Source organism: Aeromonas sp. FDAARGOS 1417 (assembly GCF_019046985.1).
Taxonomy (GTDB): domain Bacteria; phylum Pseudomonadota; class Gammaproteobacteria; order Enterobacterales; family Aeromonadaceae; genus Aeromonas; species Aeromonas veronii.
Window position 1 is genome coordinate 1531233 of sequence record NZ_CP077221.1, and the last position, 12175, is coordinate 1543407.

Annotated in this window: 15 protein-coding genes and 1 riboswitch; all 15 genes read right to left on the minus strand. The window is 61.3% G+C overall.

Going from position 1 to position 12175, the window contains the following annotated elements:
- Position 1 precedes the first annotated feature (1 nt).
- Positions 2–1084, minus strand: a complete 1083-nt coding sequence (gene modC / locus I6L47_RS06675; protein ID WP_216949326.1) for a molybdenum ABC transporter ATP-binding protein — start codon at positions 1082–1084, stop codon at positions 2–4.
- A gap of 14 nt (positions 1085–1098) precedes the next feature.
- Positions 1099–1779 carry a molybdate ABC transporter permease subunit gene (gene modB / locus I6L47_RS06680; RefSeq protein WP_069526763.1) on the minus strand — a complete coding sequence of 227 codons (681 nt, stop codon included), beginning with the start codon at positions 1777–1779 and terminating at the stop codon, positions 1099–1101.
- A 111-nt stretch (positions 1780–1890) separates the two neighbouring features.
- The gene (modA, locus tag I6L47_RS06685) at positions 1891–2619 is read right to left on the minus strand and encodes a molybdate ABC transporter substrate-binding protein (protein WP_216948951.1); all 729 of its coding nucleotides are present in this window, start codon (positions 2617–2619) and stop codon (positions 1891–1893) included.
- An 87-nt stretch (positions 2620–2706) separates the two neighbouring features.
- A complete protein-coding gene (gene moaE / locus I6L47_RS06690; protein WP_139493415.1) occupies positions 2707–3180 on the minus strand; it encodes a molybdopterin synthase catalytic subunit MoaE in 474 nt (157 codons plus the stop codon).
- Positions 3181–3182: 2 nt separating this feature from the next.
- Positions 3183–3428, minus strand: a complete 246-nt coding sequence (gene moaD / locus I6L47_RS06695; protein WP_139731817.1) for a molybdopterin synthase sulfur carrier subunit — start codon at positions 3426–3428, stop codon at positions 3183–3185.
- Positions 3425–3949 carry a cyclic pyranopterin monophosphate synthase MoaC gene (gene moaC / locus I6L47_RS06700; protein WP_216948952.1) on the minus strand — a complete coding sequence of 175 codons (525 nt, stop codon included), beginning with the start codon at positions 3947–3949 and terminating at the stop codon, positions 3425–3427. The genes moaD and moaC overlap by 4 nt, the downstream gene beginning before the upstream one ends.
- A 9-nt stretch (positions 3950–3958) precedes the next feature.
- Entirely contained in the window at positions 3959–4465 is a 507-nt protein-coding gene (moaB, locus tag I6L47_RS06705; protein ID WP_005344126.1) for a molybdenum cofactor biosynthesis protein B, read from the minus strand.
- A gap of 242 nt (positions 4466–4707) precedes the next feature.
- A complete protein-coding gene (locus tag I6L47_RS06710; RefSeq protein ID WP_088869497.1) occupies positions 4708–5298 on the minus strand; it encodes a cytochrome c3 family protein in 591 nt (196 codons plus the stop codon).
- An 11-nt stretch (positions 5299–5309) separates the two neighbouring features.
- The gene (locus I6L47_RS06715) at positions 5310–5765 is read right to left on the minus strand and encodes a nitrate reductase cytochrome c-type subunit (protein ID WP_005334452.1); all 456 of its coding nucleotides are present in this window, start codon (positions 5763–5765) and stop codon (positions 5310–5312) included.
- Positions 5765–6640: a quinol dehydrogenase ferredoxin subunit NapH gene (napH, locus tag I6L47_RS06720; protein WP_201980896.1), complete on the minus strand. Its 876-nt coding sequence runs from the start codon at positions 6638–6640 to the stop codon at positions 5765–5767. The genes I6L47_RS06715 and napH overlap by 1 nt, the downstream gene beginning before the upstream one ends.
- Entirely contained in the window at positions 6637–7374 is a 738-nt protein-coding gene (napG, locus tag I6L47_RS06725; protein WP_216948953.1) for a ferredoxin-type protein NapG, read from the minus strand. Before napG ends, napH begins: the two co-directional genes overlap by 4 nt.
- Before the next feature lie 16 nt (positions 7375–7390).
- Positions 7391–9880: a nitrate reductase catalytic subunit NapA gene (napA, locus tag I6L47_RS06730; protein ID WP_159157283.1), complete on the minus strand. Its 2490-nt coding sequence runs from the start codon at positions 9878–9880 to the stop codon at positions 7391–7393.
- Positions 9881–9981: 101 nt separating this feature from the next.
- On the minus strand, positions 9982–10236 hold the full coding sequence (locus tag I6L47_RS06735) for a chaperone NapD (RefSeq protein WP_031227438.1): 255 nt from the start codon (positions 10234–10236) through the stop codon (positions 9982–9984).
- A 29-nt stretch (positions 10237–10265) separates the two neighbouring features.
- Entirely contained in the window at positions 10266–10808 is a 543-nt protein-coding gene (gene napF / locus I6L47_RS06740) for a ferredoxin-type protein NapF (protein ID WP_088869499.1), read from the minus strand.
- 239 nt (positions 10809–11047) lie between these two features.
- Complete coding sequence (gene moaA, locus I6L47_RS06745) at positions 11048–12043, minus strand: GTP 3',8-cyclase MoaA (protein ID WP_129503609.1); 996 nt, start codon at positions 12041–12043, stop codon at positions 11048–11050.
- Positions 12031–12171: riboswitch (molybdenum cofactor riboswitch) on the minus strand. (Overlaps the previous gene by 13 nt.)
- Between the last annotated feature and the right edge of the window lie 4 nt (positions 12172–12175).

Consider the following 12175-nt stretch of genomic DNA (forward strand, 5'->3'; position numbering starts at 1 on the left):
ATCAGCCTTCGCTGACCAGACTCACCGCCTTGATATAAGCGAAGATCTGCTGCTCCGGCGCCAGCGCCAGCCGCCTGGCGGAGCGGCTGGTGATCCGGGCCAGCAGTATCTGCTCACCCAGCGCCAACTGCAACAGGGTCTGGCCGGGGCGCACCTCGCGCACCGCCAGCAGACGGGTGACGAGACAGTTGGAGAGACTGGAGTGCTCGATGGGGGCTGTGGCGATCACCACATCCCGCCCCGCCACCTTGATCTGCAAAGGGCCGCTCTCATCCGGCACATGGGTCATGGTGACCCGCAGTTGCTGCTCACCAAGCTGCAGGGTCGCCATCTGCTCCTCTTCATCGTAGTGAGAGAGGGTCGCCGCCAGCATCACTCCGGCATCGTCACGGCTGGCGAGCGAGAGATCGGTTCGGGCGAAAATCTCGCTCGGCCTGCCTTGCGCCTCCACCCTGCCACCTTCCAGCAGCACCAGCTGATCGCAGAGCAGGCTCACCTCCTCCATGGCGTGGCTAACGAAGATCATCGGGATACCGCTCTCCTGCTGCAAGCCCTTTAGCACATGGGCCTGATGGATGCGGCTGCGCCGATCGAGCGCCGAGAAAGGCTCATCGAGCAGCAGCAGATCAGGCTCGGCCAGCAGCGCCCGCCCCAGCGCTACCCGCTGGCGTTGACCGCCAGAGAGGGCATGGGCAGGCTGTCCCAGCAGATCGGCAAAACCGAGCCGCGCCGCCAGCGCTTCGGGCTGCCAGCGCCCTCGCCCCTTGCGGGCCGCCAGTTGCAGATTGCCAAGCACAGTCAGATGGGGGAAGAGGCGCGAGTCCTGAAACACCAGTCCGATCTGGCGCGCTTCGGGCAGAAGTTGAGCATACTCCCGATCGCGCCACCGCAAGCGATCCCCGTTTTGGCGATCGAGCCCGGCGATGATGCGCAGCAGTGTGCTCTTGCCGCAGCCGGAGGGGCCAAACAAGCCGAGGATCCCACCCAGTTCGAGGGTCAGTGCGCAATCGAGGGTAAAGGGGCCAAACTCACGCCGAACATGGAGGTTCAGGGCATGGCGGTGCGGCTCGTTCACTGGCGGCATAGTAGCGGGCTGGTTCATCCAAACACTCTCCGCTGTCGGCGCTGCAACACACCATAGACAAGCACCAGCATCACCAGCGAGAAGACCATCAGGCCGCCCGCCAGATAGTGGGCTTGTCGGTAATCCATCGCCTCCACATGATCAAACAGGGCGATGGAGAGCACTTGGGTCTCGCCGGGGATATTGCCGCCAATCATCAGCACCACGCCAAACTCCCCCAGGGTGTGGGCAAAGCCCAGCGCTGCCGCCATCACGAAGCTGGGCAGGGTCATCGGCAAGATGATGTGGAAGAAGCGCTCCAGCGGGCCGAGCCCCAGGGTCGCAGCAGCTTCCAGCTCCTTGTTGCCCATGTTGACGAAGGCGGAGGTGAGCGGCTGCACCACGAACGGCAGCGAATAGAGGATGGAGGCAAACAGCAGGCCGAGAAAGCTGAAGGCGAGCGGGGCGCCAAAGGTGTCGCGCCACCAGGCGCCGAAACCATATTCGGGGGAGAAGGCCAGCAGCAGATAGAAACCGAGCACCGTTGGCGGCAGCACCAGCGGCAGCGCCACCAGCGCCTCAACCAGCGGCCGCAGCCGGTTCTGACTGCGCGACAGCCACCAGGCCAGCGGCGGTGCCAGCAACAGCAAAATCGCTGTGGTGCAGGCCGCAAGCTTCAGGGTGAGCCAGACCGCCAGCAGATCCCCTTCACTCATTGCCGACCTCCCGGTTGATAAATGCCCCCAACGGCATGGTCTCTATCCTCATTGCAAAGAGTGGCCGACCCGAAAGCAGACCACTCAGGGTATCGCATCAGGCCCATCCCCTTATTGGGGCAAGGCGTAACCCGCAGCCTTGATCTGCGCCTGACCCGACCCCTTGAGCCAGGCCACCAGCGCCTCGACCGCGGCGCCTTTCTTCAATACCAGCCCCTGCTGCTCGATGGGGGGATAGAAGCTCGCAGGCACTGCCCAGGCTTCACCAGTCTTGCCCGCTTCCACCAGATTGGCCCAGGCGACAAAGCCCAGTTCGGCATTGCCGGTGTCGACAAATTGCCAGGTCTGGCCGATGTTGGCACCGGTCAACAGCCGGTACTGCTTGGGATCGAGCTTGAGATGGGTGAGGGTCGCCATGGCGGCAGCACCATAGGGAGCTGTGCGGGCATTGGCGATGGCAAGGTTGCCTTTCCAGCTACGCAGGGTCGCCTCGTCAGGGGCCGGCCCCCCCTTCTTCCACAGCCCCAGCTGGCCGATGGCGTAGGTGAAGCGATCGCTCCCCTTGCCCTCTTTTTCCAGCTTCTCGGGGGTCGCCGCATCGGCGGAGAGGAAGAGATCGAACGGTGCCCCGTGACTGATCTGGGTGTAGAGCACCCCGGTGGCGGCAGACGAGATGGCCAGGGTGTGGCCGGTCTTGGCGGTGAACTCCTTGCCGATACGATCTATGGTGCCCTTGAAGTTGGCCGCCACAGCCACTTTCACTTCATCGGCCTGCACGGCACCGGTATGCAAGGTGGCGGCGCAGATGCCGGCGATGACAACAGATAACAGCGGTTTCATTCCCTTTCTCCTGATGGGGCCCGCACATCCGCGCCCCTTGACGGGGCCGTGGTTCCCGTTGAACCTGTGCCCCTCGTGATGAACAGGTCAGGCTTGCCAGCGGGCAGCGGCGGCGTTGTCGCTCTCCTTGGCCTCGACCCAGCGTTGCACACCCTCGGCGGTCAGCTCTTTTTTCCAGAACGGTGCTCGGGTTTTCAAGAAATCCATGATGAAGTGACAGGCGTCAAAGGCAGCGTCGCGGTGGGCACTGCTCACCGCCACCAGCACAATCTGATCGCCAAGCCACAGCTCGCCGATACGATGAATGAGGGTACACTCCTGCAGCGGCCAGCGGCGGCGGGCCTCCTGCACGATATCGGCCAGCGCCTTCTCGGTCATACCGGGGTAGTGCTCGAGGGCCAACCCCTTCACCTCCTCCCCCTGATTGAAGTCGCGAACCTTGCCAACAAAAGTGACGATGGCACCACTGTCGGGGCGGGTGGCGAGGCGGGCATATTCGTCCGCCAGCGAGAAATCCTCCCGCTGGACCAGAATGCGATCGGTCATGATTGCCTCGCTCATCCTTAACCTCCGGTCACCGGCGGGAAGAAGGCCACCTCATCGCCATCATTGATGGGGGTATCGAGGGACACCAGGGTCTGATTGACCGCGACCAAGAGCTTGCCTGCTTCCAGCGCCAGCGCCCACTTGTCGCCGCGCTCACAGAGCGCCGCACGCAGTTGTTCGGCGGTGGCGTATTCGCACGGCAGGCTCAACTCGTCGCAGGCCACCAGCTCTCTTACTTGCGCAAAAAACAGTACCTTGATCATGCTTGCTCCCCGCTATTTGACCCCAGCTGAAAATGGCCGGACTTGCCGCCCTTTTTCTCTACCAGCCGCACCTGTTCGATCACCATGTCCTTTTGTACCGCCTTGCACATGTCGTAGATGGTCAGCGCCGCTACCGACGCGGCAGTCAGCGCCTCCATCTCGACACCAGTCTTGCCGGAGAGCTTGCAGAGGGTGCGGATATGCACCCTATTCTGCTCGGCCAGCGGCACTATCTCCACCTCGACTTTGGTCAAGGCCAGCGGATGGCAGAGGGGGATGAGATCGGCGGTCTTCTTGGCGGCCATGATGCCGGCGATGCGGGCGGTGGCGAACACGTCACCCTTGTGGTGCTGGCCGCTCAGGATCAGCGCCAGCGTCTCGGGGGCCATGGCAACAAACGCCTCGGCGCGGGCTTCGCGCTCGGTCACCTGCTTGTCGGTCACATCCACCATATGGGCTTCGCCGCTCTGGTTCAGATGCGTCAGGTCGGGCTGGGTCTGCTTGGTATCGGTCTGGTTCATCACTTGCTCTCAGAGGTGGGAGACAAAGTTGCACGGCTTGGTGCGCGCATCGAGCTGATCGCGGATCAGTTGCTCCCAGCCCAGCTGGCAAGCGCCGGTGGAGCCGGGCAGGCAGCAGATCAGGGTGCGATTGGCGAGTCCCGCCAGAGCACGGCTCTGCATGGCGGAGCCTTTAATCTCGGCAAAAGAGAGCTGACGGAACATCTCGCCAAAACCCTGTACGGTGCGCTCGAACAGCACACCGACCGCTTCCGGTACCCGGTTCTGTTCATTGAAGCCGGTACCGCCGTTAATCAGTACCACCTGCACCCCCTCATCGGCGATCCACTCGCTCACCCGCGCGCGGATGCGAAACAGGTTGTCCGGGCAGAGCGCCCGATCGGCCAGCTGATGGCCCGCGTCGGTAAGGGCCGAGACCAGATAGTCACCCGAGCTGTCATCGGCGGCAGTGCGGCTGTCGGAGACCGTCAGCACGGCGATCTTGAGGGGAATAAATGCGTTGTGTTTCTGTCCCATCGGGCAGCTCCTTGTGGCTATGGGCCGTCAACGAGGCAGGAAGAGAAGGGGTATGAGAGGCCAGCTGTCAGAGCACAAAAACTGACGCAGACAGGGATGACCAACTTGCTCAAGCGTGTGACGGCGGGCTGATTCTATCAAAGGTTTCACGAGATATGGGATTTAAAAGACACACAAATCTGATGCTTGTCCCATATATGAACAAAACGCAGGCCGGGCAAACCCGGCCTGTCGTCGCAGGATCAGAACCCTTTCACCCCGGTCATGTCGGGCAACTGGTGAGCTATCCCCTTGTGACAGTCGATGCAGGTACTTTCACCACTGGCCAGATTGGTAGAGTGCATCTTGGCGGCACGCTGCCCCTGCAGGGAGAAGTCCATGTACTCGAAGTTGTGGCAGTTGCGGCACTCGCGCGAATCGGTCTCTTTCATCCGCTGCCACTCCCGCTCCGCCATCTCGCGCCGGTGTGCCTCGAACTTCTCGCGGGTATCCACCTTGCCGGTGATCATGCCCCACAGCTCCTTGGAAGCCTGCACCTTGCGGATGATCTTGTAGGTCCACTCGTGCGGTACGTGGCAATCCGGGCAGCTGGCCCGCACGCCGGAGCGGTTGGCGTAGTGGATGGTGTCGCGGTACTCCTCGAACACGTTGTCCTTCATCTCGTGACAGCTGGTGCAGAAGGCCTCGGTGTTGGATGCTTCCATGGCGGTGTTGAAGCCACCCCAGAAAATCACGCCACCGAAGAAGCCCATCAGCAAGATGACCCAGAGAGCCGCCTTCGATGGTGACTTGAAGGTGGTCCACAGACGCTGGATAAAGCCGGGTAATTTCATCTATGGATTCCTCAGTTCAGCGCTTCAACCGGTTTAAAGGTATTTTCCACCAGCGGCTTGGCATCCGCTTGCGGCACATGGCACTGCAGGCAGAAGTAGCGACGCGGCGACACTTCACCCAGGGTCAGGCCGTCGCGGGTCTCGAAGTGAGTCGGACTGATCTTGGGAGCCTTCATGGCACTGGCATTCTTGAAGCTGTGGCAAGCCAGGCACTTGTTGACCTTGGTATCCACCTCATAGTTGCGAATGTCGTGGGGGATCAGCGGCGGCTGATGCATGTACTGGCGATCGTAGGGCGCGCCATCCTTGCGGAAGTTTTTCAGGGGCGCGGCGGTGGCATCGGTCACCAGATCGGTGGCGCCACGCTCGGACTTGAGGCCACCGGTACTGTTGGTGATCTCGGGGGCCGCTGCCATCAAGGATCCCGCCATCAGGCAGGCCAGCATTGCTCCAATCAGCTTTTTCATTATTTGTTCTCCGACGTTTTTTCTGCCTTGACGGCAAAACCTACAGTGATTTCAAAAACTTGTTCCGCGCAGACATCGATGCAGCGGCCACAGTTGGTACACTCCTGAGCCGCAATCAAGGGCCCGTGACCGCGCTTGGCACCGTGAACAGGCCCGCGCAGGATGGGACGCTCCGGGCAGACCGCATAACAATCCATGCAGTTGTTGCACCGCTCGCGCCCCTTGGCAGAAATCTTGATAAATCCGACCCGGTTGACCAGGGCATAGAAAGCCCCCACCGGACAGAGATGACCGCACCAACCCCGCTCAACCACGAAAAGATCGAACAGGAACAGCGCCACCAGCAGGGCCCAGCCCGCCCCCATGCCAAACAGCAGACCGCGCATGGCCAGCGACACCGGATTGACCAACTCCCACACCATCACCCCGACCACCGCTGGCACCACCAGCACCATGGCCAGCAACCAGTAGCGGGTCGCACGGCTGAACTGGCCGTTGCCCTTGAGGCCAAGTCGCCCCCTTAGCCAGGCTGCGGCATCCGTGATGAGGTTGACCGGACAGACCCAGGAGCAGAACACTCGTCCCCCAACCAGCCAGTAGCCGGCCAGCACAATGGCAGCCCCTAACCAGAGGGTGGTGATGGGCCAGTGACCCGCCGCCAGCGACTGCAACAGAGTGAGGGGATCGGTCAGCGGCACCGTCTCCAACAACAGCGAGCTGGAGAGGTTGCCCTTGAGGATCCAGATGCCCGCCAGCGGTCCCAGCAAAAACAGCCCGAGCACACTGAACTGACTCAGCCGACGCAGCAACAGGAAGCGGTGGGAACGCCACCACCCCAGCTTGATGCGAGCCTCTTCCCCCGGATAACGACTCATAACCCCTCCGGTTTACGGGTGGGCAGGGTGAGCCTGTCGCCGATGAGCGACTTGTTCCCCGCCTTGGCCTTCTCTTCCCAGCCGAGCCTGTAGTGATGACCCAGCTCACCTTTGGCGAGCTGGCGTGGCACCACCTTGATGGCCGCTTCCTCCAGCACGCAGGCATGCTCGCACTTGCCACAGCCGGTACAGATATCGCTGTGTACCGTGGGCAGGAACATGGCGTGTTTGCCGGTACGCTGGTTATGCTGCAGCTCAAGAGTGATCGCCTTGTCAATCAGCGGGCAGACCCGATAACAGACATCGCAGCGCAGCCCCAGATAGTTGAGGCAGGTCTCGTGATCGATGAGCACTGCCACCCCCATCCGGGCCTGATCGATGTCAGTCATCTTCTGATCCAGCGCCCCGCTCGGACAGGCCACCACGCAAGGGATGTCATCACACATCTCGCAGGGCACGGCACGCGCCTTGAAATAGGGGGTACCGGTGGTCACAGGGTCAAACAGCCGGGCGAGCTTGAGGGTGTCGTAGGGGCAGGCCTCAACGCAGAGCCCACAACGCACGCAGGCGCCGAGAAACTCTGTTTCATCGAGAGCGGCAGGCGGGCGCAGCGCCTGGGCAGGCACAGCTTGCGCCTGCTGGCGGGCCATGCCACCGAGCCCCACGCCAAGCAGGCCCACACCGCAGGCCCCCTTGGCCATGTCGGCCAGAAACTGGCGACGACTACGACTCATCTCGCGCTCCCCCGCCTCAGGCCTTCATCACCTTGACGGCGCACTTCTTGTAATCGGTCTCTTTCGAGAGCGGATCGGTGGCGTCCAGGGTCAGCTTGTTGACCAACTGGCTGGCATCAAAGAAGGGCATGAAGACCAGTCCTTTCGGCGGACGGTTGCGACCACGGGTCTCGACCCGGGTCTTCACCTCGCCACGGCGGGAGGAGACGATCACCTCTTCACCACGACGCACGCCGCGAGCCTTGGCATCATCCGGGTGCATGAAGAGCACCGCATCCGGGAAGGCGCGATAGAGCTCGGGCACCCGACGGGTCATGGTGCCGGTGTGCCAGTGCTCCAGCACGCGGCCGGTGGAGAGCCACAGATCGTACTCTTTATCCGGCGACTCGGCAGCGGGCTCGAACGGCAGGGCGAAGATGACCGCCTTGCCATCGGGCTTGCCATAAAAACGCACCCCCTCGCCCGCTTTCACATAGGGGTCAAACCCTTCGCGATAGCGCCACAGGGTCTCTTTGCCATCTACCACAGGCCAGCGCAGACCACGGGCTTCGTGGTACTGATCGAACGGCGCCAGATCGTGGCCGTGACCGCGACCGAAGGTGGCGTACTCCTCGAACAAGCCCTTCTGGACGTAGAACCCGAAGTGTTCGGCTTCGTCGTTCAGCATCCCCTTGCTCTGCTCTTTCGGGAACTGGTTGACCTGACCGTTGGCATAGAGCACATCGAACAGGGTTTTGCCCTTCACTTCCGGCATCTTGGCAATCAGCTCAGCCGGCCACACTTCCTCAACCTTGAAGCGCTTGGAGAACTCCATCAGCTGCCACAAATCGGACTTGGCCCCTTCCGGCGCTTTCACCTGCTGGTGCCAGAACTGGGTGCGGCGCTCGGCGTTGCCGTAGGCCCCCTCTTTCTCCACCCACATGGCGGTGGGCAGAATGAGGTCAGCAGCCTGGGCAGTGACGGTCGGGTACGGGTCGGAGACCACGATGAAGTTGCGCGGATCGCGATAGCCAGGCAGGCGATCGGTATTCATGTTGGGGCCGGCCTGCATGTTGTTGTTACACATCACCCAGTAGGCGTTGAGCTTGCCATCTTTGAGCATGCGATCCTGCAGCACGGCGTGGAAACCCACCTTGTCGGGAATGGTCCCCTCCGGCAGTTTCCAGATCTGCTCGGCAATGGCGCGGTGTTTGGGCTCGGTCACCACCATGTCGGCAGGCAGACGGTGGGCAAAGGTACCCACTTCACGCGCGGTGCCACAGGCAGAGGGCTGGCCGGTCAGTGAGAAAGGACCATTACCCGGCTCGGAGATCTTGCCGGTCAGCAGGTGGATGTTGTAGCAGAGGTTGTTGGCCCAGACGCCACGGGTATGCTGGTTGAAACCCATGGTCCAGTAGGAGACCACCTTCTTGCCCGGATCGGCATAGAGCTTGGCCAGCTTTTCCAGCTTCTCTTTGGAGACGCCGGAGAGCTTGGAGACCGACTCCACATCGTAATCCGCCACGAACTTGGCAAACTCCTCGAAGGTCATCGGAGTGGCATCGCCGCTATCCGGATTCTTCGCTTTCTGCTGCAGCGGATCGGTCGGGCGCAGGCCGTAACCTATGTCGGTGACCCCCTTCTTGAACACGGTGTGCTTGTTGACGAAGTCCCAGTTCACCTTGTCGTTCTGAATGATGTAATTGGCGACATAGTTGAGGATCGCCAGATCGGTCTGCGGGGTGAACACCATGCCGTTGTCCGCCAGCTCGAAGCTGCGGTGCTCGAAGGTGGAGAGCACGTGCACCTGCACATCCGGGTTGGAGAGACGACGATCGGACATCCGCGACCAGAGGATGGGGTGCATCTCGGCCATGTTGGAGCCCCACAGCACGAACGCATCGGCCTGCTCGATATCGTCGTAGCAGCCCATCGGTTCGTCCATGCCGAAGGTACGCATGAAGCCGACGACCGCAGAGGCCATGCAGTGACGGGCATTGGGGTCGATGTTGTTGGAGCGGAAACCGGCCTTCATCAGCTTGGCGGCAGCGTAGCCTTCCCAGACGGTCCACTGGCCGGAGCCGAACATGCCGACAGCGGTGGGCCCCTTCTCTTTCAGGGTTGCCTTGAACTTCTCGGCCATGATGTCGAACGCCTGATCCCAGCTGATGGGGGCGAAGTCGCCATCCTTGTCGAACTGGCCGTTCTTCATCCGCAACATCGGCTGGGTCAGGCGATCCTGGCCATACATGATCTTGGAGAGGAAGTAACCCTTGATGCAGTTGAGGCCACGGTTGACCGGTGCATCGGGGTCGCCCTGAGTCGCCACGACCCGACCATCCTGAGAGCCCACCAGCACGGAGCAGCCGGTACCGCAGAAGCGGCAGGGAGCCTTATCCCAATGGATGGCCGTCTTGTCGGTACTGGTGATGAGATTGGCTGCCAGCGTGGGGGCACTGACACCGGCCACGGCAGCGGCAGCTGCCACCGCATTGGCCTTCATAAAGTCGCGTCGACTCAGCTTCATGGCATATCCTCACATTGCTTATCGCGTAATAGTTGTCGAATCTGTCGAACGGGAGCCAGCCATCAGCGGTAGAGGGCACGCCCGGCATCCCATCACTCTTTTCAGTGACCGCCCAGTTCATCGAACTGGTGGTAAATCAAGGCGGCAGAGAGCACCCCCGGCATCGCCTGTATCGCATCAATGGCCGCCATGATCGGCCGCTGGCTCGGACCTTCCAGGGTCACGACCAGCTTGCCCTCGTCACTGACGGCGTGGATCTCGGCCCCTTCAAGGGCGCCAATCTGCTCGGCGAGCTGATGGCGCAAAGGGGGCTGGGTCAGCACCACCAGACTCGATACATGGAACTCCTGATCCATTGTGGCTTCTGTGTCACACGGCTTCTGACTCATTCTGACTCCTGCTTGAGGGTGGGCTGGCTCGCGCCACCGGATGGGGCGGCTCGCCCGTCGACCTTGATGCTGCCAACCGGACAATCCTGCACACAGGCGCCGCAGCCATTACAGCGATCCGGCTCGACCGTCGGGGTGGGCACACGCCCCAGCACCGGAATAAAACGAATGGCATTGGGCTCACAGCTATCCTGACAGCGCTGGCAGAACACCTGACCATTGGCCAGACAGTTGGCCTCGATATGGGCCTTGTAGTGCCAGGGGGACTCGCTGGTCGGGCGAAACACAGGCGCCTTGCAGACCGTGGCGCACTCGGTGCAGAAGGTGCATTCGCCACGCTGGAAATCGACCACCGGAAAACCGCCCTCGCCATTCACCAGGATCTGCTCCGGACAGGCCGCCAGACAGTCCCCGCAGCGAGTGCAGTCGGCGACAAATGCCGACCAGTTGACTGACCAGGGCAACTGCACCGGCGGTTCGGCAGTTCTCAGCCGCCCCCGGAACAGGCCGCGGCGGGCAAGATCGATCTCATCCGGCATGTTGACTCCTGTTCTGGTGAAAAAGGGGACAGTGCGAGTCCATGATTGGCATTCTTGATACCAATTATAAGAGTGGGTGTATATTGCGGCCCTGACAAGGTAAGGGATATACCACCAGGGAGATAAACAGGGGGGATTCTTGCGCCAGATCAAAGCCTTGCAGCGCAATAAAAATGGAGGTATCGGTTAAAATACCTCCATGTGAGGATTGCTATTTAATCGTTGGCGATTTTTTGCGGTTATCCGCCGATCGAGGCGAGATGAGGGGTGATACCGGCATTGCCCTCATGGAGACGATGGGTAGCACTCTTGCCCGCCAGTGCCGCGCGAATGCGCTGTTGCAGCTCATCGGATTGTGCATCTGCGCCGAGCAGATCCCGCAGGTCGATGCCGTTGTCACCAAACAGGCACAGATGCAGCTTCCCCAGCGAGGAGACCCGCAGCCGGTTGCAACCGGCACAGAAATCCTTGCTGTAGGGCATGATGAGCCCCACCCCACCTTGCGAATCGGGGTGCATAAAGACCTGTGCCGGACCGTCATCCGTGCCCCGCAACTGCTGCACCCAGCCGCTCTCCAGCAAGCGCTGTTTGATCTGCTCGCCGCTGACATGGTGGTCACGAAACAGGGTATCCATCTCGCCGGTCTGCATCAGCTCGATAAAGCGCAGCTCGATAGGCTTGTGCCTGATCCAGCCCAGAAAGGCATCGAGCTGGTAGTCGTTGAGCCCCTTGAGCAGCACCGCATTGATCTTCACCGATTTGAAACCGGCGGCCAGTGCTGCTTCGATCCCCTCCATCACCTCGGCCAGCTTGTTCTCTCCGGTGATCTGGTGAAACTGGCGCGGGTCGAGACTGTCGACACTGACATTCAGCGCGTTGAGTCCGGCATCAAACCACTCCTGAGCCCGCTCCTTGAGGCGATAGCCGTTGGTGGTCATGGCGACCTTCTCGATACCTGGGGTGGAGGCAATCACCTTGACGATCTCGGTGAAATCGCGGCGCAGGGAGGGCTCGCCCCCCGTGATGCGCACCTTGCGGGTGCCCATGGCGGCAAAACCGCTGACCACGCGGCGGATCTCGTCAATCGAGAGAAAGGGTTGACGCCCCGCTTTGTGACCTTCCGGGGGGCGATAGCCGTCAGGCAGGCAATAGGTGCAACGGAAATTGCACACATCGGTCACTGACAGACGCAAATAGTAAAAACGACGGGAAAAACCATCTTCAAGTGGCAACATAAACACCTTTCCAAATACGGGAGGCCAGGGCATTTCTTTCCTGACCCTTACAGCTCGAACGTCGGCTGACGGCTGGTTTCCCCCTATCGCTAGGACTTAGGCAAAACCGCTCGGAGTTCATCTAGTTTTTCG